The organism is Bradyrhizobium archetypum, from assembly GCF_013114835.1.
Taxonomy (GTDB): Bacteria; Pseudomonadota; Alphaproteobacteria; order Rhizobiales; family Xanthobacteraceae; genus Bradyrhizobium; species Bradyrhizobium archetypum.
Genome location: NZ_JAAVLW010000006.1, coordinates 100,032 through 121,901, shown reverse-complemented (window position 1 = coordinate 121,901; position 21,870 = coordinate 100,032). Strand labels below are relative to the sequence as shown.

The following is a 21,870-nucleotide window of genomic DNA, read 5'->3' as shown; positions in this document are numbered from 1 at the left end:
CGCGCGAGCGGACGGCGCATGATCGGCGTCGCCGTATTCAGCGGCGTCATCAACATCCTGATGCTGTCGGGATCGATTTATATGTTGCAGGTTTACGACCGGGTCATTCCGAGCCGTAACCTCGCGACCCTGTTCGGTCTATCTCTGATGGTGCTGATCGCCTATCTGGTGCAGGGATATTTCGACGCGATGCGGTCGCGAATGCTGTGCCGGATCGCAACGCTGTTCGACGCCGGCCTGCAGTCCTCGATCCATTGGGCGCTCGCCACGCTGCCGCTGCGTGGGGTCAAGCCGGTGCTGATGCAGCAGCCGCTGCGGGATCTCGATCAGGTGCGCACCTTCATGTCAGGGATGGGGCCGACGGCGTTCCTGGACATGCCGTGGATTCCGGTCTTTCTGATCGGCCTGTTTCTGTTTCACCCGGCGATCGGTTTTACCGCGCTGCTTGGCACCGCGGCGATCATCGCGATGACCTTGCTGAACGAGCGGATCTCGCGCGGTGCGGCCAAGGCGGCGATGGACATGAACGCGCAGCGCCAGGTGCTGGCGGACGCGACCCAGCGCAACGCGGAAATCGTCCGGGCGCTCGGCATGACGGACCGATTGACGGCGCGCTGGTCGCAGGCCAACGAGCGTTACCTCCAGGAGAATATCCGCTCTACCGACGTACATGCCAATCTCGGCTCGGCCGCGAAGGTGCTGCGCTACGTGCTGCAGTCGGGCATGCTGGGTATGGGCGCCTACCTCGTCATTGCCGACAAGGCGTCGGGCGGCATCATGATCGCGTCCTCGATCCTGATGGGACGCGCGCTGGCGCCCGTCGAAATCGCGCTCGGCACCTGGAAGCAATTGGCCGCCGCCCGTCAGGGGCTGGCGCGCCTGCGCGACATCTGCAAGGCGACCGCGCCGCCTCCGCCGCCTCCGGTCATGCTGCCGCGTCCCTGCCGTGAACTGTCGGTGCAGAATCTCGCGGTGGCCGCGCCCGGTTTCGACATGCCGATTGTGTCTGGTATCACGTTTTCGCTCAAGGCCGGCGCGGGGCTGGCGCTGCTCGGCGCGAGCGCATCAGGCAAGACCTCGCTTTCGAAGGCGCTGGTCGGAATCTGGCCGGCGCATCGCGGCGCCGTGCGGCTCGACGGCGCTTCCCTCGATCAATGGCGCAACGAAGATCTCGGCCGGCACATCGGCTACCTGCCGCAGGATGTCGGACTGTTCGACGGCACGATTGCGGAGAACATCTGCCGCTTCGAGGAGAATGCGAGCTCGGATGCCATCCTCCGGGCCGCGCAGATCGCCGGTGTCCATGACATCATCCTGCGTCTGCCGGAAGGTTATGCGACCCGCATCGGGGCCGGCGGCATGTCGCTGTCGGCGGGCCAGAAGCAGCGGGTGGGGCTGGCGCGCGCCGTGTACGGCGATCCCTTCCTGCTCGTGCTCGACGAGCCCAACGCCAATCTCGATGCCGACGGCGAAAACGCGCTGACGCGCGCCATCGGAATCATGCGGCAGAACAAATCCATCGTCGTCGTCATCTCGCATCGTCCCAGCGCGCTCTCCGCGCTCGACATGACGATGGTGCTCTACGAGGGCAAGGCGATCGCGTTCGGGCCGAGCGAGGAAGTATTCGCACGCGTCCGCAAGGCCAATGGCAAGGGGCCGCCGGGACCGCCGCAGCCCCCACCGCAGGCCAAGGCCGAGCCGCGTGCCTCACTTGCCGAGAGTGTTCCCTCATGAAGAGCTATGATCACGTGCATCCCGACGAAAGAGTGGTGCGGAGCCGGTTCGAAGGAACGGATGCTGAGGCCGCTGCGCCGCAGGGCCAGGCGCTGATCCTCGAATTGCAGCGATTGCGGCAGGCCTTCGAGCAGGACAACCTGCCGGAGCAGCGGCAGCCGCTTCGACGCCCGCCGCAGGATGAACGTCCGCCCGCGCGGCGACCGCGCCCGGGCCGCCCGAAGCGGCGGCAGAAAGGCAAAATGGGACGGGTGCTCGATGCGTGGCTTGGCCCCTTCGGATCGCAGCCCGACGACGTTGATATCGAGCCTCCGGCGCCGCGGGCCCGACGCGCGCGCGAGCCGCAGTTCGCGCCACCGCCGTCAGGCGGCACCCGCGGGCCGGCAGGCCATGCGTGGCTGAACGAACGGCCGGCGCGCGGTCCGATCATTGCGCCCGACGATCCGTCGCTCCTGAACATGCCGCGGTCGAGGCCGGAGCTTTTGCAGATCGACGACAGGCGTGAACCGCCGCGCATCGAGGCGCCGCAACTTGCGCCGCCGAGTCCGGCGGGCGTGGCGCCCGATCGTTCGATGACGCGCATCGTCCGCAATGGCCTGACTGCCGGGGTTGCATTCCTTGCCAATCGCGATGCATCGGCGGATGTGGCGGGCGCACCCGGTGAGAGCATCACGCAGCGGGCGGGGCGCGCCTTCGAGAACGAATTGCGCACCGGCTTGCGGGCGCTGCTCGTCGTCGGCGGATTGGCCGGCGGCTGGATGGCGTTCGTGCCGCTGTCGGGCGCGGTCGTGGTGCCCGGCAATCTGGTGGTGCAGTCCAATGTGAAGGCCATCCAGCATCCGACCGGCGGCGTGGTTGCGCAGATTCCGGTCCATAATGGCATGCGGGTCAACGCCGGCGATCTGCTGCTGCGGCTGGATTCGACGCAGGCACAGGCCAGCCTGCAGGTGGTGAGCAAGCAGCTCGACGAGGTGCGCGCGAAAATCTCCCGCCTGTCCGCCGAGCGCGATGGTCTGCCGAAGCCAGCCATTCCGCCGGAATTGTCGACCCGGCTGGACGACAACAATGTCAAGGCGGTGCTCGCCTCCGAAGCTTCGCTGTTCCGGGCGCGGGTGACCGCACGCGAGAGCCAGAAGGAGCTGCTGCAGAGCAAGGTATCGCAGCTCGGCGAGGAGATCATCGGCCTCGAAGCTCAGGTTGCGTCCAAGGCCAAGCAACTGGAGCTGATCACCGGCGAACTCACCGGCGTTCAGGATCTCTTCGACAAGCGCTTGGTGCCGCTGGCGCGGCTCACCACCCTGCAGCGTGAGAGCGCGAGAATTGAAGGCGAGCGCGGCCAGTTGCTCTCTACGATCGCCGAGACTAAAGCCAAGGTCGACGAGGCGAAGCTTCAGATGGTCAGGCTCGACCAGGACGTTCGCACCGAGATCGTCAAGGAGCTCGGCGAAGCGCAGGGCAAGGAAGCCGAACTCAGCGAACGAAGCATCGCGGCGCGCGACGTGCTCGAGCGCATCGAGATGCGCGCGCCGACGTCGGGCGTGATTCACCAGCTCACCGTGCATACCATCGGCGGCGTCATCCGCGGCGGCGATACCGTCATGGAGGTGGTGCCGGATTCCGACGATCTGCAGATCGAGGCGCGGTTGCAGCCGAACGACATCGATCAGGTGCGCAAGGGTCAGCAGGCTTTCGTCCGCTTCTCGGCCTTCAACCAGCGGGTCACGCCGCAATTGATCGGGCAGGTGTCGTTTGTCTCGCCCGATACTACCCGCGACCAGCAGACCGGGACGTCCTATTTCACGGTCCGGATCATGCTGCCGGAAGAGGAGCGTCGGCTCCTCGCCGGGCTGCAGCTCGTCTCCGGCATGCCCGCGGAAGTGTTCATGCAGACCGGCAGCCGGACCATGCTGAGCTACCTGTTCAAGCCGATTCTGGATCAATTCCAGCGCGCTTTCGTCGAGCGATGAGGGGGCCGGATACCGGTTTTTGACACGTTCTCGCAAATCTTGCCACTTTAAATGGCAGCGCTATATCAGGGCTTCCCGCCCTCCCTTGTCTATTGCGAGACCCGTATGACCACTACCACCGTCCCCGAATCGCAGCCGTTTCAGGCCGAGGTCGCCGAACTTCTGAATTTGATGGTGCACTCGGTCTATTCGGAGACCGACATCTTTCTGCGCGAATTGATCTCGAACGCATCGGACGCGTGCGACAAGCTGCGTTACGAGGCCATATCGGCGCCCGACCTGATTGCCGACGGCGCGCCGCCCAGGATCCGCATCGCGCCCGACAAGAAGGCCAATACGCTTTCCGTCGTCGACAGCGGCATCGGCATGGACCGGCAGGAGCTAGTCGACAATCTCGGCACCATCGCGCGCTCCGGCACCAAGTCGTTTATCTCTCGTCTCACCGAGGCCAAGGACGGCGCCAATCTGATCGGCCAGTTCGGCGTCGGTTTCTATGCAGCATTCATGGTCGCCGAGCGCATCGTCGTCACCAGCCGCCGTGCCGGTTCCGATCAGGTCTTCGTCTGGTCGTCCTCCGGCGGCAGCGGATTCGAAATCGCCCCTGCCAGCGACGAGGATGCCCAGCGCGTCACGCGCGGCACCGAGATCGTGCTGCACCTGAAGAAGGAGGCGGCGAAATATCTCGAGACCTACGAAATCGAGCGCATCGTCCGCGCTTATTCCGACAACATCCAGTTCCCGATCGAACTGGTGCCGGAGGAAGGCGAGCCGCGCCAGATCAATTCGGCCAGCGCGCTCTGGCAACGGCCAAGATCGGAACTCACGCCGGAGGACTACAAGCAGGCCTATCAGCAGGTCGCCGGCGCGTTCGATGAGCCTGCGATGACGCTGCATTATCGCGCCGAGGGCCGGCAATCCTATGCGGTGATGTTGTTCGCGCCGTCGACAAAGCCATTCGATCTGTTCGACCAGGCGCGCAAGGGCAAGGTCAAGCTCTATGTCCGCCGCGTCTTCATCGCCGATGACGCCGATGTTCTGCCGGCCTATTTGCGCTTCATCCGCGGCGTGATCGACAGCGAGGACCTGCCGCTCAATATTTCACGCGAGATGCTGCAGAACAATCCGCAGCTCACACAGATCCGCAAAGCGGTCACCGGCCGCGTGATATCGGAACTGGAAAGCCTCGGCGAGAAGGAGCCGGAAGCGTTCGCAAAAATCTGGGATGCGTTCGGTCCCGTGATCAAGGAAGGCATCTGGGAAGACTTTGAACGCCGCGAAAAGCTGTTAGGTTTGTCGCGCTTCACCACGACGAAAGGCGAGAAGCGCACGCTCAAGCAATATGTTGATGACCTCAGGCCGAACCAGACCGACATCTATTACCTAACCGGCGAAAGCGTCGAACGGCTGAAGTCGAATCCGAAGCTGGAATCCGCAACCGCCCGCGGCATCGAGGTGCTGCTCCTGACCGATCCGGTCGATGCCTTCTGGACCTCGGCGCCGCTCGATTTCGGCGGCAAGCCGCTGAAATCGCTGAGCCAGGGCGATATCGATTTCGCCCTGATCCCGCTCCTGGAGGAAAAGACCGAGGACAAGGCCGAGTCCGGCGCCGATGAAGCCACGACGATTGCGCTGATCAAGGATGCGCTCGGCGAGCGCGTCTCCGATGTACGCGCCTCGCAGCGGCTAACCTCGAGCGCCTCATGCCTGGTCGCCGGCGGCGGCGCGCACGACCGCATGCTCGAGCGCCTGCTGGCAATGCAGAACAAGGCGCCGACCACCAAGCCGATCCTGGAGATCAACATGCGCCATCCGCTAGTCGCCGCGCTTGCCGGCGACAAGGATGTGGCCGAGGACCTGTCGTTCCTGCTGCTTGAGCAGGCGCAGATCCTCGACGGCGAGCTGCCCGAAGATCCGGCCGCGTTCGCCAACCGGCTCAACCAATTGGTGCTGCGAGGGGTGATGAAGCAGTAGAGTGCGGGCTGGATCAGGCAGAAATCGATCAGGCGGCAAGTGAGGCTGCGATGCGTTCCGCCAGCATGATCGTTGTCAAGTTGATCGGCGTCGAGGGAATTTCTGGAAAAATCGAGGCGTCGACCACGCGTAGGCCGCACAAGTGCCGGATGCCGCCAGTCGAGTCGACGACGGCGGCAGGATCATCGTCGCCGCCCATAGGCACTGTCGCAGCGCCGTGATGATAGGTGTCGAGATTGGCCTCGATGATCGATCCGAGCGCGGCATCATCCGTCACGTGATCGCCAGGGCTGATCTCATGATCGATAAGATCCGCCAACGGCCGGGTCCGGGCAATGCGCCGTGCGAGCTTGACGCCCTCGGTCATACGGCGGCGGTCCTTGGCGTCGGCCAGCAAGTTATAGTCGATCTTTGGTGCAATCCGCCCGCTGCTGCTTTGCAGTCGGACCGTTCCAGTCGAAGCGGGAATCGTGACGGCGGTCGCCAACACCAGAGTTCTCCTGCGCTCTGGATCGAAGGAATTTGCTGCGGTGATCTGGAGATCTAGCTGATCTCCTATCGCCTCGGCTGTTCTCGTCCAGATGGTTGCGCCCCTAGCAGGATGCATTGTGCCGGCTTCCGGTCTCAGCACGTAATTGTTGTAATAGAACGGATGGTCGACGAGCTTCTCGCCCACCGGAAGATCGGCGAGGATGTTGATGCCCAAACTCTTCAGATGATGTTCCGGACCAATGCCGGACCGCAAAAGAATCGCAGGGCTGCCATATGTGCCTGCGCATAGAATGATTTCCCTGGCCTGAAAGAATTCTCCGGCGACCAGCACGACGCGACTGGCATGCTCGCCGTCGAACTCTACGCGGTCCACTTGCGCGTTGCCCCGAATCGTCAGGTTCGGGCGTGCGCGGATTTCCGGCGGCAAGTACGCGATGCCGGTGCTCTGGCGAACACCATCGATGACATTGAATGGATCGAGCCCGACACCTTCCTGCGTGGCGGCGTTGAAGTCCTCGACAAGACTGAATCCGGCGGCAATGGAGGCGTCAACGAAAGCTCGAAGTGCCGGGGTCGCGTCCTCCATCCTCTGCTGCCTGATGGGGAAGGGACCTGAGCGGCCGTGCCATTTATCCTCGCCGGTAGGCGTATTCTCCAGGGCCTTGTAGGTCGTCAGCACTTCGTCAAAATTCCAGCCATCGACGCCGTGCTCCATCCATCGCTCAAAATCGTTCTGTCGGGCTCTTTTGGCGACAGCGGCGTTGATCGCCGATCCTCCGCCAAGCACTTTTCCGCTCCTGGCCGCGATGGAGTAGCCGAGCCTGCCGGGTTCGCTCCGATAGCCCCAGTCGTGCATCGGGGCGCCGCCCAAGCGATCGGCGTCGGCGAGATCGTCGGGATAGTCATCGGGTGCATAGACGGGGCCCGCCTCAAGCACGAGGACCTCGCGCGAGGGGTGCTCGCTTAGCCGGCGGGCAAGTACACATCCTGCAGACCCCGCCCCGACAATGATGACGTCGTAGCTAGGCATTGCAAACATTCTCCCTCAAGTATGGTCCGGCAAAGTGACGGCTTTCATCGCGCGGAGATCACGCCAACGCTGAGACGACGCGACAATTCGTCATGCTCTAGGATTTCCCAATGGCCAGGAAACTCTTGAGCAGGTGTAACAATTCAGCCGGGCATTCCTCTGGCGTGTAGTGACCGCACCGTTCGATAATCTGTCCCTGCACGTTATCGGAGACCAGTTTCATGGTCTCGATGGTCAACTGGCCGGCTCCTCGTATGCCGCCGATGGCAAGCACGGGCATCGTGAGCTTCCGCTTCCTAAGCTTCTCGTTTTGTTGCGCCGTGAGCGGGATGGCCCGGTAGTATTCAAAGCCGGCCTTCATAGCGCCCGGCTCCGAATAGGCGCGGACATATTCATCCACCGCAACACGGTCTGGCCGAAAGGCGAGTTGGCCGACCAGCCAGCGCAGATAAGGGTCCTCGCGTCCCGCCACGAGAAATTCGGGAAGATCGCGCAACTGATTGAACATGAACTGCGCCATGCCCGCATTGGCTTCCGGCGGTAGCAGCATCGGCGGCCAAGGTGTGACGCCGGGAATGGTTGCTTCAATCATCACCAGTTTGTCGATGGATTCCCCGTGCTCGGCAGCCAGCGGGTAGGCAATCCACATGCCGACGTCGTGACCGATTACCGTGTAACGCGAGACGCCGAGTTCGCTCATCAGCGCGCGAATGTCATTCGCAGCCGTTTGGGTGTCATAACCATTTTCCGGCCGGCTGGAATCGCCCATGCCGCGAACGTCGACGGCGATGACCCGATAGGTCTTGGCGAGTTCGGGCATGATCTTGCGCCAAGCGTACCATGTCTGGGGCCAGCCCGGGATCAGGACCAGGGTCTGCTGTCCCTTGCCGCCTTCAACATAGTGCAGCTTTACGCCATTGACGTCGGCATATTGGCTCTTGAAGTCCAGGCCAAGATTTCCGTCCTCCGCGGTAGCCTTCAGTTGCTCGGCAGACGCGATCGGGTTCGCAACAACGAGGCTCGTCACCAGGACCAGCTTGCGCACTAGCGGCCACAGCATGTTCCGCTTCCTTCTCTGGCTTCGTAGTTGGAGAACGAGACCCGGGTGAGAAAGTTTCTCCTCGCTGTCGCATTCGGGGTCGCGCGACGAATCCCTTGCCGCCGCTTTCCATGGTACTGACCGAAATAAGCCTAGGATCGGCAACGAGTTGCTCGTAAAAGTTGAGGGGACGAGGTGCCTTAAGCGGACCGGTTCCGGGGAATGTGGCTCGACCGCTTGGTCGTCAACCTTGAAATGACTTCGCTTGTTCTATGTATTCAATGCGTCGGGTTCGAACCGAAACCGAAACTCGGCCGTATCTGTTCACGACACAACCCGGACCACCGCCACGCCATGACGCCTGACGGCACCGACACTTTTTATGGCTCGATCCCGGTCTTTCGCGGCTTCGGCAGCCTGATGGACCCGGCGCTGTATACGCCATTGCCCGACGACTGGACCGTCGGCGTCGCCGATATCGTGGAATCGACGAAGGCGATCGCCAATCAGCGCTACAAGGCAGTCAACATGGCGGGCGCCGCCGTGATCGCGGCCGTCACCAATGCGCTTGATGGCCGCGAATTTCCATTCGTGTTCGGCGGCGATGGTGCGAGCTTCGCGGTGTCGCCGGCCGATCTTTGCCGCGCGCGCGACGCGCTGGCGGCGACCGCGGCCTGGGTGAAGACTGATCTCGATCTGATGATGCGGGTGGCGCTGGTGCCGGTGCGGGATATCCGCGCGCAGGGTCTCGATATCAAGATCGCGCGCTTCGGGCCGTCGTCCAATCTGTCCTATGCGATGTTTTCCGGCGGAGGGCTGGGCTGGGCGGATGCCGCGATGAAGCGGGGCGAGTTCGCTGTGCCGGCGGCGGAGCCGGGCACGCAACCCGATCTGTCCGGACTATCGTGCCGGTTCGAGGAAATTCCTTCGAGCCGCGGGCTCATTCTGTCGGTGCTGGTGGTGCCGGCCAAGGGTGCCGATCCGCACGCCTTCCGCAAGGTGATCGAGGACGTCATCAGGCTGGTCGAGCAGAGCCCGGACGCGGGCCGGCCGGTGCCGCCGGATGGACCGCCTTTGCGCTGGCCACCGGCCGGCGTCGAATACGAGGCACGCGCCGCGCGCGGCGGGCCGCTGTTGAAGCGGCGCACCGTCGTGCTCGCCGTCACGCTGTGGGCCTATGTGGTGATGCGGTTCGGCATCAAGGTCGGCAATTTCGTGCCGAAGAACTACGTGCAGCAGGTGGTGGAGAATTCCGACTTTCGCAAATATGACGACGGCCTGCGGATGATCCTCGACTGCACGGTCGAGCTCGAACGGGCGCTGACGGAGCTGCTCGCAAAGGCTGCTTCGAACAGGATCGTCCGCTACGGCCTGCACCGGCAGGACGCCGCGATGATGACCTGCTTCGCGCCCTCGGTGATGCGCAGCGATCATGTTCACTTCATCGATGGCGCCCGCGGCGGCTATGCGTCGGCAGCGTCGGCGCTAAAGGCGATGGCGGCGTGAGCGCCGGAAATCCGTAGGGTGAGCAAAGGCGCAACGCGGCGTGCCCACCATCTTTCCAAATCGTTGATGGTGGGCACGCAGAGCCTGTCATCAGGCGCGCATTCGCGCGACCCGTTGGCTTTGCCCATCCTACAGAACTGCGATTGGGAGCGTCACTACCGCCCGACCCGCGTCCAGGTCTCGCCGCCACACAGCGCGCCGACGCAGCCTTCGATCTTTAGCGTGTCTGCGCCTGTCACCGACACACTGCTCGCATAGGTGCCGCCGTCATCGGCGTTGTAGATCTGGCCCGACCATTTGTTGGGCGCTGAGGGCTGCATGCCGCTGAACAAAGGAAGCCCGATCATCGGCCGCGTCTTCAGGGCCGGATTCGGATTCTTGTCATCGACCTGAGGCTTGCCGGTGGCGGGATCGACCGGCTCCTTCAGGCCGACGATCACGCCACAAAGACCGCCACCACATTTGGAGATTTTCACCCTGGCATCGCCCGCCTGGGTCTGCCAGACGCCCGTCGGCTCGGCGCCTTGCGCGAAGGCATATGGCGATGCCAGCAATGTCGCCGCGATCGCGATGATGAAAGCCGTTCTGCAAGCCATGAATCATTCCTTTGAAAAAAGCAGGCCTGCATAACAACAAATTAGATTTGTGCAACGTCGGATTGCGTGCAACTTGCCGTGAAGCGCTTACTTCCCCCATCGCGTCAGACGAACCGAGAGCGCGGTGCTGAGGCCGAATACCACCATTGCGGTGCCGACCAGTGCAAACATCGTCCAGGCCGGCGCCCCCGACGAGGCCAGCCACCAGCCGCCGACCCCAACCAGCACCAGGCGCAGCGTCCCCGCCAGCACGGGCCCGCCGACCTTGGCTGCGCCTTGCGCGGAGAAGTAGAGGCACACGCCAAGGCCGAAGAAGCCGAATCCCGGACCGGCCCAGGCGAAATAGGAATTGGCAGCCGCCGTCACGCCGGGATCGCTGGTGAACAGTGAAACCCACAGCATCGGCTTGATCGCGACGATTAGGCCGATGAGACCCACGGTGACGCCCGCCGCGGCGGCTGCCGTCCATGCGATCCGGCGCGCGCGTGCAACAAGGCCCGCGCCGACAGCCATGCCGATCATCGGCACCGAGGCGACGCCAAATGCAAAGGTGATCGGAATCAGCAAAAACTCCAGCCGCGATCCCATGCCGTAGCCGGCCAGCGTCTCGGTACCGTAGCCGGCGAGAATCCTGGTGAAGATCAGGATGGTCAGCACGCTCTGCAATGGCGACAGGCATGAGATCGCGCCGACCTTGAGGATGTCGATGAACATGTCGCGGTGGAAGGTGAATGCCCCGAAATGCAGCGTCAGGCGGCTGCGGCCGCTGACGAGATACCAGGCCAGGAATACTGCTCCGAGCGTGAAGGCGATGAGCTGGCCCATGGCAACGCCACCCATGCCGAGCCGCGGCAGGCCGAACAGCCCAAGGCCGAGTGCGCCGCCGACGGCGATCTGTACCAGCGCGATGCCGATCAGCGCTATCGATGGAATCCGCATGTCGCCGGTGCCGCGCACGACAGAGGCCAGCGTGTTGACCAGCCAGATCGAAATCGCGCCGGAGAACAGCACGTGCGAATACTGCATCGCCTCTTCAAGCACGCCGCCGCGTCCGCCGAGCAGCGTGTAGAACGCGCGGCCGAAGATCAGCATCATCGCCGTGAAGAAGAGGCCGGCGCAGGCGCCGATCATCGCCGCATGCAGCGCCAGCGTCGCCGCGCGCTCGCGCTTTCCCGCGCCGAGTGCGCGGCTGATGGCCGATGAAACGCCGCCGCCCATCGCGCCCGCCGACATCATCTGCGTCAGCATGGCGAAGGGAAACACCAGCGCGATCCCTGCGAGCGGCTCGGTGCCGAGCCGGCCGATATAGGAAGTCTCCGCGACCGCCACCAGCGTGGTGCCGACCATGGCGATCGCGTTGGGAAGCGCGAGTTTCAACAGTGTCGGCAGGATCGGCGAGGTGAGCAGATCGTTGGTCGGCGCAGATGGCGCTGCGGCGGAACGCAGGTCGAGCGGGGTATCAATGGTCATATGTCACCGGTGATCCAAATCGAATTGGATTATGGACGACATATTATCGGCCTTGTCCGGCACAAGCCACCTGCGCGCGGCGCAGGGGTCACCACGGCAGGCCGCATAGGTCGATTATTCCATCGCGCGGCTTGCGGGTGAAATCGAACACGTATGGCGCCATCGACTCGAAGCGAATTCTTCCCTCCGGCTGCTCGGCATAGACCTCGCCGTTGAAGCGATGCCAGCCGCGCGCCTGGTAGAATGCCTCGTTGTGCGGCTCGCAGAACAGCATTGCAAACCGCACCGCTTCGTGATCGCGCAGCGTCCTGACCGCGGCATTCAGCGCCAGCGTGGCATAGCCGCGTCCCCGGCAATCCTGTCGGGTCGAGACGGCGCCGATGCCGCCGATCTGCACCTTGCGTCCATCCCAGGTGGCGGTGCGGAAATAGATGCCGACATGGCAGGCAAGACCCGGCCTCTCGGCGCCCTCGGGCGCGTCAATCAGCACGCGCAGATCGGCATGGGCCCATTTGACGTGGCCCCAGGGCAATTTTGCCACGACATCGCGCGGCCACACCGCCTGCATGAGCGGTTCGGCCCGCGGCCATGACGAGTCCCCATTCAAGACGTCGATTTCGATGCTCATTTTATCACCATATGGTGCAAAACCTCAGGGGGCTGTGTCTTGTCATACGCTGGACGCGTACAGGCCTTACCGGAGAACCCCTCCCGTTTTGTCAAATTGCGGTGTTTAAGGACAATGGAACCTTCTATAAGGGGTCCCGTTAGACCACGTTCTCCATCAGTTCGGACATCACCCCATGACCTTCACGCTGCCCAATCTTCCCTATTCCCATGACGCCCTTGCCCCCCACATGTCCAAGGAAACGCTGGAATATCACCACGACAAGCATCACCAGGCGTACGTGACCAACGGAAACAACGCGATCAAGGGGACTGAATTCGAAGGCAAGTCCCTGGAGGAGATCGTCAAGGGTTCGTTCGGCAAGAATCCGGCCGTGTTCAATAATGCCGGCCAGCATTACAACCACCTGCATTTCTGGAACTGGATGAAGCCGAATGGCGGCGGCAGCAAGCTGCCAGGCCGGCTGGAAAAGAAGATCACCGAGGACCTCGGCGGTCTCGAGAAGTTCAAGGCCGATTTCGCCGCTGCCGGCGTCGGTCAGTTCGGCTCCGGCTGGTGCTGGCTGTCGGTCAAGAACGGCAAGCTCGAGATATCCAAGACCGCGAACGGCGAAAGCCCGCTGGTCTACGGCGCGACGCCGATCCTCGGCTGCGACGTCTGGGAGCACTCCTACTACATCGACTATCGCAACCGCCGTCCCGACTATCTCAAGGCGTTCTGCGACCACCTGATCAACTGGGACTATGTCGACGAGCTGTTCGGCAAGGCCGGAGCGTAACGACCAGGCGCGGTAGCGCCGTTTCACCCTCCTTTGGAGGGAGGCTATCGCATATGGCAGTTGGAGGTTGCCGGATGAGCTCGCCTGCATGGTTCGAGACGCCCGCTTTGGCGGGCTCCTCACCATGAGGGTCTAATATCTCGCCGCAAAACGCGACCTCATCCTGAGGGCCCGCCGTCGGCGGGCAGGCGAGCTGCACACCAACGTTTTTCTTCATATGCGATAGCCCTGCCATCCAGGGGAGGGTGAACACCGGGGCAATAGTAGGCAACGTGACAAGCTATCTCTTGGTCTTTGTCGGTGGCGGCCTTGGCGCGACGCTGCGCCATTTCATCAATCTCACTTGCGCCCGCATCCTGGGTACCGGATTTCCGTGGGGCACCTTCATCATCAACATCACGGGCTCCACCGTGATGGGGCTGATCGCGGGCTATCTCGCCTTCAAGGGCGAGGCGTCGCAGCCGTGGCGGCTGTTCTTGATGACCGGCATCCTCGGTGGCTACACGACGTTTTCCGCCTATTCGCTCGATGCGGCGCTACTCTATGAGCGCGGTGAGCTGGGGGGCGCGGCGCTTTACGTGATCGGCTCGGTCGTGATCTCGATCGCCGGGCTGTTCGGCGGCCTCGCCCTGGTCCGCCAGTTCTCCTGAACCAGGATCCGGTACGAGCACGGGCCAGGGTGACGTGCTCGCATGGGCCTCCCCAGGCTGCGCATGGGGTATCGGTCGGCTTCCGTTTGCTTCGCCACCCATGGTGGGACTAAGCAGGGTGGATTCGCATCTCCCGTCCAACCCGCAAGCCTTGTCAGAACTCCCGATAACAGATCCGGCGCCAGCCGACGACGCCGAGCCAAAGCCGCGGCGTGCCCGCAAGCCGGTCGGCTGGTCGATGATCTTCATCGCCGTCCTCGTCGCCGTCTGCGCGGCGCGGGTCTGGCGGCGCGACGGCATCGACGGCGTGCTCAACATTCTCACCCACGATCTCTGGCTGTTCGGCGAAATCGTTCCGCGCGTGCTGGCCGGCTGCCTGCTCGGCGGCTTCATCGCGGAAATTCTCCCCCACGACAAAGTCTCGCGGTCGTTGGGTCCGAAATCGGGCCTGAAGGGACTTTTGATCGGAACGGCATTCGGCGCGATCCTGCCGGGCGGTCCCTTCACCGCCTATCCGGTGGCAGCGGCCCTGCTGACGGTCGGCGCCGATTTCGGCGCCACCATCGCCATGGTGGTGAGCTGGACGCTGATCGGCTATGGCCGCGCGGTCGCCTGGGAATTGCCGATCCTCGGCACCGAATTCACGCTGTGGCGGATCGTGATCTCGCTGCCGATCCCGGTGCTGGCCGGCTGGCTCGGCCGCGTCGTCTTCGTGCGGATGTACCCGAAGGGCGAGCCATCCGAATGACTGCGTCGGCGCTGATCATCGACATCACGCTGTGGGGTTCGGTCGCGATTCTCGGCTTGATGGCCTGGCGGCGCGGGCGCGTCGTGCTGGTGTCGTCGGTGCGCGAAGGTTCGATTGACTTCATCAACATCGTGCCGCGCATTGCGCTTGGCGTGATCGGCTCGGGCTACATCGCCGCCGTCATTCCGCCTGATGTCATCACCGGCTGGCTCGGACCCGACAGCGGCTGGTTCGGCGTTCTGATGGCTGTGATCGCCGGCGCGGCGACGCCCGGCGGGCCGGTGGTCGGCTTCTCGATCGGCGCCGTGGCGCTGAAGGTCGGCGGTGGCCCGCCGCAGGTGATCGCCTATGTCGTCGCCTGGGCGCTGTTTGCCTTCCAGCGCATGATCCTCTGGGAAATCCCGTTCATGCCGGCGCGCTTCGTCTGGTTTCGCGCGGCGGTCTCGCTGCCGTTTCCGTTTCTGGCCGCCGCCATCGCAATGGTGATCGGCAAGCCGTGAGGGCGCGCGCGGGCCTCTCCGAGCTCGCCCTTTGCTGTCTCCGTACCTGGGGCGGCATTGGATCGCCCGGAACCCTCGCCGGCTCCTTATCGTTTAAGAATTCATGAAAGCCCTGGGCGCCGCATGTGTTGCCGTGTTCGTTTTGTGGGTCGTTGACGTCAACTTCAATGGTAGCCGTTACACCAGCGCCGTCGTGCAGATGATTCGGCCGGCGGCCGCATCGATTGGCATTCGATTTTAACGCAGTTGAGGTGGGGGAGAGACAGGCCCACGGCCGTCCCAACGCGTAGACTCCCGTAATGTTATATTATAACGTTCCCCCATGGCTCACCTTCATTCGCACGACCACGCCCATCATCACCATGGCCACGCCCATTCCCATGGTCCGGCTACGCCGCATCCGGCGCAGGCCGCGCCCTGGTCGATCCTGCGCATGACGCTCGCCGCCCGCCTTGCCGCGGCGCTGGCGGTCTCGGCCGCGTTGTGGGCTGTCGTGCTGGTGGCGATGAGGTGAGCATGGCCGCGCAGATCAAATTCCGAAACGTCACGCTCGGCTATGAGCGGCATCCGGCGGTACATCACCTCAACGGTGAAGTTGCTTCCGGCGCGCTGCTGGCGGTGATCGGTCCGAACGGCGCCGGCAAGTCCACCCTGTTCCGCGGGGTGGCCGGAATCCTCAAGCCGCTATCCGGCGCGATCGATCTCGGCGGCCTCGATCAGAGGGATATCGCCTATCTGCCGCAGACCGCCGATATCGACCGCAGCTTTCCGATCTCCGTGTTCGACTTCGTGGCCAGCGGCCTGTGGCGCTCGACCGGCTTGTTCGGCGGGATCAGCGGCAAGGCGCGCGAAAAGATCCTCGCGGCAATCGCCGCCGTCGGCCTCAACGGCTTTGAGAATCGCCCGATCGGCACGCTTTCGGGCGGCCAGATGCAGCGTATGCTGTTTGCACGCGTACTGCTGCAGGACGCGCGGCTGATCGTGCTGGACGAGCCGTTTAATGCCATCGATGCCAAAACCTCGGCCGACCTCTTGGCGCTGGTCGGGCGCTGGCATGCCGAGGGGCGCACCGTGCTGGCGGCGCTGCACGACCTGGATATGGTGCGCGCCAATTTCCCCGAAACCCTGCTGCTGGCACGCGGGCCTGTTGCATGGGGCTCCACGGCGGAAGCGCTGACACCGGAAAATCTGCTGGTGGCCATGAAGATGTGTGAAGCCTTCGACGACCGGGCTGCTGCCTGCGCCGATGTGCCCTCGCGCGCGGCCTGAAGCCGATGCTGAATGACGTGCTGATCGCGCCCTTCACCGAATTCGAGTTCATGCGCCGCGCGCTCGCCGCCGTGATTGCGCTCGCGCTCGGCGCATCCCCGATCGGCGTGTTCCTGATGCTGCGGCGGATGAGCCTCGTCGGCGACGCCATGGCGCACGCGATCCTGCCGGGCGCTGCGATCGGGTTCCTGATTTCGGGGCTGAACCTGTTTGCGATGACCACCGGCGGGCTGATTGCGGGCTTTACGGTCGCGCTGCTCGCCGGGCTCGTCGCGCGCAATACGGAGCTGAAGGAGGACGCCTCGCTCGCAACCTTCTACCTGGTGTCGCTCGCGCTCGGCGTCACCATCGTTTCCGTCAAGGGCACCAATATCGACCTGCTGCATGTCTTGTTCGGCAACATCCTCGCGATGGACGACCAGACGCTGCTGGTGATCGCGTTCAATGCCACCATCACGCTTCTGGTTATGGCGGTGATCTACCGTCCCCTGGTGATCGAATGCGTCGATCCGGTATTCCTGCGCACGGTCAGCCGCGCCGGCGCGCCCGCGCATCTGGCATTCCTGGCGCTGGTCGTGATCAACCTCGTCAACGGCTTTCATGCGCTTGGCACGCTGCTCGGCGTCGGCCTGATGATCCTGCCCGCCGGCATCGCCCGGTTCTGGTCGCGCGACATCACCGGCATGATCTGTATCGCGGTGGCGAGCGCGATCGTCTCCGGCTATGCCGGACTGGTGCTGTCGTTCCAGACCAAAATTCCCTCAGGTCCCGCGATCATCCTGATTGCCGCGGCGTTGTATGTGGCCTCGCTGCTGTTCGGCCCTGTCAGCGGCCTGGTCCGGCAAATGTTTCCCGGCCGGCATCTCGAGGCATAGCCATGGTTCGGCTCTGGCTCGTTGCTCTCGCCTTGTTCGCGACCGTTGGTCCGGTTCACGCCGCGGACCGCATCAACGTCGTCGCCAGCTTCTCGATCCTCGGCGATTTCGTCCGCAATGTCGGCGGCGATCGTGTCTCCGTCACGACGCTGGTCGGTCCCGACGGCGACGCGCATGTCTATACGCCGACGCCGTCGGACGCCAAACTGGTCGCGGATGCCAGGCTCGTCTTCGTCAACGGCCTTGGGTTCGAGGGCTGGCTGGCACGGCTATTGAAGTCTGCCGGCGGCAAGGCTTCTGTCGTGACTACGACGTCGGGCATCGCGCCGCTCAAGCTCGGCTCGGAAGCCGATCCGCATGCCTGGCAATCGGTCATCAACGCGAAGATCTATGTCGCCAATATCCGCGATGCGCTTATTGCAGCGGCGCCCGCGGACGCCGAAGCCTTCAATTCCAATGCGAACGCCTATCTGGCTGATCTCGACGCGCTCGAGCGTGAGGTGCGCGAGGCGGTTGCGAAGATCCCACAAGACCGCCGCAAGGTGATCTCGACCCACGGCGCCTTCGGCTATTTCGCGGCAGCTTACGGCATCGAATTCATCGCGCCGCTCGGCGTCTCGACCGAATCCGAAGCGAGTGCCCGCGACGTCGCCAAGATCATCACCCAGATCAGGGCGACCAAAATACCGGCCGTGTTTCTCGAAAATATCACCGACCCCCGCCTGATAGGCCGGATCTCGGCCGAGACCGGCGCCAAGGTCGGCGGAACGCTCTATTCCGACAGTTTAACGGGCGAAAAGGGCGATTCTCCCACTTACATTGCGATGGTCAGGCACAATATAAAGGCCCTGACCAGCGCGCTGAGCCAATAGGGCAGGGGCCTCCCTGCTGCTCGCGCGCATTCTGCCCCGGAGATATTATGCCTGAACTTTCGTCCCAAAAGATTCCAGTAACCGTGCTGACCGGTTATCTCGGCGCCGGCAAGACCACGCTGCTTAACCGCATTTTGTCGGAGAACCACGGCAAGAAATACGCCGTCATCGTCAATGAATTCGGCGAGATCGGCATCGACAACGACCTCATCATTGGCGCCGACGAGGAAGTGTTCGAGATGAACAATGGCTGCGTCTGCTGCACGGTGCGCGGCGACCTTGTCCGCATTATGGACGGGTTGATGAAGCGCAAGGGCAAGTTCGACGCCATCATCGTCGAGACGACGGGATTGGCCGATCCGGCGCCGGTGGCCCAGACCTTCTTCGTCGACGAGGACGTTCAGAAGAACGCGCGGCTCGATGCCGTCGTGACCGTAGCCGACGCGAAGTGGCTGAGCGACCGCCTGAAGGATGCGCCGGAGGCCAAGAACCAGATCGCATTTGCCGACGTCATCGTGCTGAACAAGACCGATCTCGTTTCCAAGCCGGAGCTCGCCGAGGTCGAGGCCCGCATCCGCGGCATCAATCCATATGCAAAGCTGCACCGCACCGAGCGCTGCAAGGTCGCCCTGGCAGACGTGCTGGAGCGCGGTGCGTTCGATCTCGATCGTATCCTTGAGATCGAGCCGGAATTCCTCGACGCCGGCGACGATCATCATCACCACGACCATGATCACCATCATGGCCATGACCATCACAATGACCACAGCCATAGCCATGGCGGGCTAAAGCACTACCACGACGAGGACATGCAATCGCTGTCGCTGCGCTCGGACAAGCCGCTCGACCCGACCAAGTTCATGCCGTGGCTGCAGAACCTCGTCGCCACCGAGGGGCAGAAGATCCTGCGCTCGAAGGGCATCCTCGCCTTCACCGATGATGACGACCGCTATGTGTTCCAGGGCGTGCACATGATGCTGGAAGGCGATCATCAGCGAAAGTGGAAGGAAGGCGAGCCGCGCGAAAGCCGCGTCGTCTTCATCGGCCGCGAATTGCCGGAAAAGACGATCCGCGAAGGTTTCGAAAGCTGCATTGCTGCGTGAGATGATGTCCGATCAGCTCTCCATTGCGTCCCTGACCGATCGCGTGAAATCCGTCGCGGTCGGTGCACCCGTCTCCGCCGTGCATTTCCTCGGCGAGCGCGCCGCCTTCGTCTGTGCCGAGGAAAAGATCGCGATCGCCGATGCCGCCGGCGAAATCTCCCATGTGGACGTGCATGGCGGCGCGATCCTCTGCGCGGTGTCCGATGGCAAGCATGTCGTCACCGGCGGCGATGACGGCAAGGTCACAGCATTGAACGCGAAAGGCGAGACGTTGGTACTCGCCACGGATGCGAAACGACGCTGGATCGACAACGTCGCCTTGCATCCCGATGGTGCGTTTGCCTGGTCGGCCGGCAAGACGGCGTTCGTCCGCAGCGGCAAGGGCGAGGAGAAGAGTTTTGACGCGCCATCGACCGTCGGCGGGCTGGCCTTCGCGCCGAAAGGCCTGCGCGTGGCAATCGCCCATTATAACGGCGTGACGCTATGGTTTCCCAACATGGCGGCAAAGCCGGAATTTCTGGAATGGGCCGGCTCGCATCTCGGTGTGACCTTCAGCCCCGACAACAAATTCCTGGTTACCGCCATGCACGAGCCGGCGCTGCATGGCTGGCGGCTCGCCGATAACAGGCACATGCGGATGAGCGGCTATCCCGGCCGCGTCCGCTCGATGTCCTGGAGCGCGGGCGGCAAGGGGCTCGCTACCTCGGGCGCCGACAGCGTGATCATCTGGCCGTTCACCAGCAAGGACGGCCCCATGGGCAAGGAGCCGGCCATGCTGGCGCCACTGCAGGCGCGCGTCTCCATGGTCGCCTGCCATCCGAAGCAGGACTTTATGGCCGCAGGTTATGGTGACGGCACGGTGCTGATCGTGCGGTTCGAGGATGGTGCGGAAATCCTGGTGCGCCGCAATGGCAGTGAGCCGGTTTCGGCGCTGGCCTGGAACGCGAACGGCACGCTGCTGGCCTTTGGCACTGAGGACGGCGACGCTGGAATGCTGGAATTCTAGCCGCGTCACTTGCGCCCTGGTTCCCCACGGAACCATGCGCGTTGCCGGCCGTTGACCCACGAACAATTCGTGGATTGAACGATATGCCTGCCGATCACCGTCAACGCGAATATCGAAGAGATATGCTGGGCGCATCCACGTTGATCGCGGTCGGGTTGATCATCTCGGCGCTGTCACTGACCGAGATCAGGGCGCGCGATTCCCAGCACGTCGCGCAGGCCACACCGCCAACGCAATCGACGCCCGGCTCTGAAACAAAGCCGCCTGCGCCGTCCGAGCCCGGCACGACCGGCCAGCGGCCGCATGACATTCCCCCGCAGCCGGCCCGCCCCGATCCGGAAGCGCAGAAGTTGGGTGCTCAGCCCGCGCTGCCGCCCGCGCCGGCCGAGAAGGTTGCGCCGCCGATCCGAGAAAAGGAAAAATAATCCCACTCTCGTCGCAACAATTGTGCACCCGCAAAATCGTGGGCTGAAACCTGCGGCGCACATTTGATGCGCGAATCTGCGGCCATGTGACCCGATCCGCTCGTATCAATTCGTCGGAAGGAGCGCGGGCGCCGACCTCGAACGCCTTGTGTTGATCCCCAACAAGCGGTTAGGCTTGCTGCAATAACAGCCGGCGGCTCGAACAATGGCCGGCATGTCAGGGAGTGACGCATGCGTGAGCTAACGCCGGAAACGATCACGGACGCCGTGCTCGAGCAGATGGCGACAACGCCGGACCCACGTCTGAAGACGATCATGGCATCGGCGGTGAAGCACCTCCATGCCTTTGCCCGCGAGGTCAACCTGACGCCGGCGGAATGGATCAAGGGCATCGAATTCATGACCGCCGCCGGCAAGATGTGCTCGCCGGAGCGGCAGGAATTCATCCTGCTGTCCGACACACTCGGGCTCTCGGCGCTGGTCAACGGCCTGCACGATGCAACGGCGCTGGAAGAAGCGACCCATACCAGCCTGCTCGGGCCGTTCTACCGCGAGGCCACCCCGACGCTTCCTGCCGGCAGCTCGATCGCCAAAAATCCGAAGCCGGGCAGCGAATGCGTACTGTATGGCCGCGTCACCGATGCCGTTGGCAGGCCGGTCGCGGGCGCCACCGTCTCGATATGGCAGACCGGCGCCGACGGCCTCTACGATATACAGGCCAGCGCGACATCGGTCGACTATCGCGGCGTGTTCGCAACCGATGCCGATGGCTTCTATGTGCTGAAGACCGTCAAGCCGCTCGGTTATTCGATCCCGATGGATGGACCGGTCGGCGCCATGGTGAAGGCGCAGGCACGGCACGGCATGCGGCCGGCACACATTCATTTCCTGGTCGGCGCAGCCGGCTATCGCGAGCTGGTCACCGCGCTCTATCTGCGCGACGATCCCCACCTTGATGATGACGTCGTGTTCGGCTCCTCGGGCGACCTCGCCGTCGACGTAGTGGCTGAGGATCCGGATTGCCCGATCAAGGGCATGCCGAGCATCCGCTTCGACATGCGGCTGTCGCGGGAAAGCGCGGCCGACAAGACCAGCGGGCGCGTCGGCGCCGATCCGTCGGCGATCCTGAAACAAGCGAAGAACGAAACGGCAGCCGTCGGAGCCGGATAGTCCAGGTCCAGCATCAATAGTTCGCAGCGACCGGGCGGAGA

The 21,870-nt window shown here is 63.5% G+C and carries 21 protein-coding genes; 16 read left to right on the top strand and 5 right to left on the bottom strand.

Annotation, left to right across the window (positions count from 1 at the left end; all coding sequences use genetic code 11):
• Positions 1–18 precede the first annotated feature (18 nt).
• The 3 genes from HCN50_RS20810 (at position 19) to htpG (ending at position 5,672) form a co-directional block, all read left to right on the top strand.
• Positions 19–1,734 (top strand): type I secretion system permease/ATPase, encoded by a 1,716-nt coding sequence (locus tag HCN50_RS20810; RefSeq protein ID WP_171712002.1) that lies wholly within the window; start codon positions 19–21, stop codon positions 1,732–1,734.
• Positions 1,731–3,701: an HlyD family type I secretion periplasmic adaptor subunit gene (locus HCN50_RS20805; protein WP_171711558.1), complete on the top strand. Its 1,971-nt coding sequence runs from the start codon at positions 1,731–1,733 to the stop codon at positions 3,699–3,701. The genes HCN50_RS20810 and HCN50_RS20805 overlap by 4 nt, the downstream gene beginning before the upstream one ends.
• Positions 3,702–3,806: 105 nt before the next feature.
• The gene (htpG, locus tag HCN50_RS20800; protein WP_171711557.1) at positions 3,807–5,672 is read left to right on the top strand and encodes a molecular chaperone HtpG; all 1,866 of its coding nucleotides are present in this window, start codon (positions 3,807–3,809) and stop codon (positions 5,670–5,672) included.
• A gap of 28 nt (positions 5,673–5,700) precedes the next feature.
• Here htpG and HCN50_RS20795 read toward each other — a convergent pair whose 3' ends face one another.
• Together HCN50_RS20795 and HCN50_RS20790 are read right to left on the bottom strand one after the other, a co-directional pair.
• The gene (locus tag HCN50_RS20795) at positions 5,701–7,194 is read right to left on the bottom strand and encodes a GMC family oxidoreductase (protein ID WP_171711556.1); all 1,494 of its coding nucleotides are present in this window, start codon (positions 7,192–7,194) and stop codon (positions 5,701–5,703) included.
• A gap of 97 nt (positions 7,195–7,291) precedes the next feature.
• Positions 7,292–8,254, bottom strand: a complete 963-nt coding sequence (locus HCN50_RS20790; RefSeq protein ID WP_171711555.1) for an alpha/beta fold hydrolase — start codon at positions 8,252–8,254, stop codon at positions 7,292–7,294.
• Between the two features lie 333 nt (positions 8,255–8,587).
• Here HCN50_RS20790 and HCN50_RS20785 point away from each other — a divergent pair, with 333 nt between their 5' ends.
• Positions 8,588–9,739: a DUF3095 domain-containing protein gene (locus HCN50_RS20785; RefSeq protein WP_171711554.1), complete on the top strand. Its 1,152-nt coding sequence runs from the start codon at positions 8,588–8,590 to the stop codon at positions 9,737–9,739.
• Positions 9,740–9,894: 155 nt separating this feature from the next.
• Here the strand turns inward: HCN50_RS20785 and HCN50_RS20780 are convergent, their stop codons facing one another.
• The 3 genes from HCN50_RS20780 to HCN50_RS20770 form a co-directional block, all read right to left on the bottom strand.
• Entirely contained in the window at positions 9,895–10,335 is a 441-nt protein-coding gene (locus tag HCN50_RS20780) for a DUF2147 domain-containing protein (RefSeq protein WP_171711553.1), read from the bottom strand.
• 87 nt (positions 10,336–10,422) lie between these two features.
• Positions 10,423–11,805, bottom strand: coding sequence for an MATE family efflux transporter (locus HCN50_RS20775; RefSeq protein ID WP_171711552.1), 1,383 nt, complete (start codon positions 11,803–11,805; stop codon positions 10,423–10,425).
• 88 nt (positions 11,806–11,893) lie between these two features.
• Positions 11,894–12,433: a GNAT family N-acetyltransferase gene (locus HCN50_RS20770; RefSeq protein ID WP_171711551.1), complete on the bottom strand. Its 540-nt coding sequence runs from the start codon at positions 12,431–12,433 to the stop codon at positions 11,894–11,896.
• Positions 12,434–12,608: 175 nt separating this feature from the next.
• Here HCN50_RS20770 and HCN50_RS20765 point away from each other — a divergent pair, with 175 nt between their 5' ends.
• The 12 genes from HCN50_RS20765 (at position 12,609) to HCN50_RS20710 (ending at position 21,829) form a co-directional block, all read left to right on the top strand.
• Positions 12,609–13,211 (top strand): superoxide dismutase, encoded by a 603-nt coding sequence (locus HCN50_RS20765; protein WP_171711550.1) that lies wholly within the window; start codon positions 12,609–12,611, stop codon positions 13,209–13,211.
• A gap of 272 nt (positions 13,212–13,483) precedes the next feature.
• Entirely contained in the window at positions 13,484–13,861 is a 378-nt protein-coding gene (gene crcB / locus HCN50_RS20760) for a fluoride efflux transporter CrcB (protein WP_171711549.1), read from the top strand.
• A 100-nt stretch (positions 13,862–13,961) separates the two neighbouring features.
• Complete coding sequence (locus tag HCN50_RS20755; RefSeq protein ID WP_171711548.1) at positions 13,962–14,609, top strand: permease; 648 nt, start codon at positions 13,962–13,964, stop codon at positions 14,607–14,609.
• The gene (locus HCN50_RS20750) at positions 14,606–15,109 is read left to right on the top strand and encodes a hypothetical protein (protein ID WP_171711547.1); all 504 of its coding nucleotides are present in this window, start codon (positions 14,606–14,608) and stop codon (positions 15,107–15,109) included. The genes HCN50_RS20755 and HCN50_RS20750 overlap by 4 nt, the downstream gene beginning before the upstream one ends.
• A 322-nt stretch (positions 15,110–15,431) precedes the next feature.
• A complete protein-coding gene (locus HCN50_RS20745; protein ID WP_171711546.1) occupies positions 15,432–15,623 on the top strand; it encodes a hypothetical protein in 192 nt (63 codons plus the stop codon).
• A 2-nt stretch (positions 15,624–15,625) separates the two neighbouring features.
• Positions 15,626–16,378, top strand: coding sequence for a metal ABC transporter ATP-binding protein (locus tag HCN50_RS20740; RefSeq protein ID WP_171711545.1), 753 nt, complete (start codon positions 15,626–15,628; stop codon positions 16,376–16,378).
• 5 nt (positions 16,379–16,383) lie between these two features.
• On the top strand, positions 16,384–17,253 hold the full coding sequence (locus tag HCN50_RS20735; protein WP_171711544.1) for a metal ABC transporter permease: 870 nt from the start codon (positions 16,384–16,386) through the stop codon (positions 17,251–17,253).
• A 2-nt stretch (positions 17,254–17,255) separates the two neighbouring features.
• Positions 17,256–18,125 (top strand): metal ABC transporter solute-binding protein, Zn/Mn family, encoded by an 870-nt coding sequence (locus HCN50_RS20730; protein ID WP_171711543.1) that lies wholly within the window; start codon positions 17,256–17,258, stop codon positions 18,123–18,125.
• Positions 18,126–18,172: 47 nt separating this feature from the next.
• A complete protein-coding gene (locus tag HCN50_RS20725) occupies positions 18,173–19,228 on the top strand; it encodes a CobW family GTP-binding protein (RefSeq protein ID WP_171711542.1) in 1,056 nt (351 codons plus the stop codon).
• Between the two features lies 1 nt (position 19,229).
• A complete protein-coding gene (locus HCN50_RS20720; protein ID WP_171712000.1) occupies positions 19,230–20,234 on the top strand; it encodes a WD40 repeat domain-containing protein in 1,005 nt (334 codons plus the stop codon).
• 122 nt (positions 20,235–20,356) lie between these two features.
• Positions 20,357–20,659 (top strand): hypothetical protein, encoded by a 303-nt coding sequence (locus HCN50_RS20715; RefSeq protein ID WP_311968086.1) that lies wholly within the window; start codon positions 20,357–20,359, stop codon positions 20,657–20,659.
• A gap of 231 nt (positions 20,660–20,890) precedes the next feature.
• Complete coding sequence (locus tag HCN50_RS20710) at positions 20,891–21,829, top strand: dioxygenase family protein (RefSeq protein WP_171711540.1); 939 nt, start codon at positions 20,891–20,893, stop codon at positions 21,827–21,829.
• Positions 21,830–21,870 lie beyond the last annotated feature (41 nt).

Bases quoted from the DNA above. Each gene is read 5' to 3' on its own strand.
- htpG (WP_171711557.1), top strand. From the start codon at position 3,807: ATGACCACTACCACCGTCCCCGAATCGCAGCCGTTTCAGGCCGAGGTC.
- HCN50_RS20775 (WP_171711552.1), bottom strand. From the start codon at position 11,805: ATGACCATTGATACCCCGCTCGACCTGCGTTCCGCCGCAGCGCCATCT.
- HCN50_RS20710 (WP_171711540.1), top strand. From the start codon at position 20,891: ATGCGTGAGCTAACGCCGGAAACGATCACGGACGCCGTGCTCGAGCAG.
- HCN50_RS20715 (WP_311968086.1), top strand. From the start codon at position 20,357: ATGCTGGGCGCATCCACGTTGATCGCGGTCGGGTTGATCATCTCGGCG.
- HCN50_RS20785 (WP_171711554.1), top strand. From the start codon at position 8,588: ATGACGCCTGACGGCACCGACACTTTTTATGGCTCGATCCCGGTCTTT.
- HCN50_RS20730 (WP_171711543.1), top strand. From the start codon at position 17,256: ATGGTTCGGCTCTGGCTCGTTGCTCTCGCCTTGTTCGCGACCGTTGGT.
- HCN50_RS20770 (WP_171711551.1), bottom strand. From the start codon at position 12,433: ATGAGCATCGAAATCGACGTCTTGAATGGGGACTCGTCATGGCCGCGG.
- HCN50_RS20755 (WP_171711548.1), top strand. From the start codon at position 13,962: ATGGTGGGACTAAGCAGGGTGGATTCGCATCTCCCGTCCAACCCGCAA.
- HCN50_RS20780 (WP_171711553.1), bottom strand. From the start codon at position 10,335: ATGGCTTGCAGAACGGCTTTCATCATCGCGATCGCGGCGACATTGCTG.
- HCN50_RS20750 (WP_171711547.1), top strand. From the start codon at position 14,606: ATGACTGCGTCGGCGCTGATCATCGACATCACGCTGTGGGGTTCGGTC.
- HCN50_RS20720 (WP_171712000.1), top strand. From the start codon at position 19,230: ATGATGTCCGATCAGCTCTCCATTGCGTCCCTGACCGATCGCGTGAAA.
- HCN50_RS20765 (WP_171711550.1), top strand. From the start codon at position 12,609: ATGACCTTCACGCTGCCCAATCTTCCCTATTCCCATGACGCCCTTGCC.
- HCN50_RS20795 (WP_171711556.1), bottom strand. From the start codon at position 7,194: ATGCCTAGCTACGACGTCATCATTGTCGGGGCGGGGTCTGCAGGATGT.
- HCN50_RS20735 (WP_171711544.1), top strand. From the start codon at position 16,384: ATGCTGAATGACGTGCTGATCGCGCCCTTCACCGAATTCGAGTTCATG.
- HCN50_RS20740 (WP_171711545.1), top strand. From the start codon at position 15,626: ATGGCCGCGCAGATCAAATTCCGAAACGTCACGCTCGGCTATGAGCGG.
- HCN50_RS20790 (WP_171711555.1), bottom strand. From the start codon at position 8,254: ATGCTGTGGCCGCTAGTGCGCAAGCTGGTCCTGGTGACGAGCCTCGTT.
- HCN50_RS20725 (WP_171711542.1), top strand. From the start codon at position 18,173: ATGCCTGAACTTTCGTCCCAAAAGATTCCAGTAACCGTGCTGACCGGT.
- HCN50_RS20805 (WP_171711558.1), top strand. From the start codon at position 1,731: ATGAAGAGCTATGATCACGTGCATCCCGACGAAAGAGTGGTGCGGAGC.
- HCN50_RS20810 (WP_171712002.1), top strand. From the start codon at position 19: ATGATCGGCGTCGCCGTATTCAGCGGCGTCATCAACATCCTGATGCTG.
- HCN50_RS20745 (WP_171711546.1), top strand. From the start codon at position 15,432: ATGGCTCACCTTCATTCGCACGACCACGCCCATCATCACCATGGCCAC.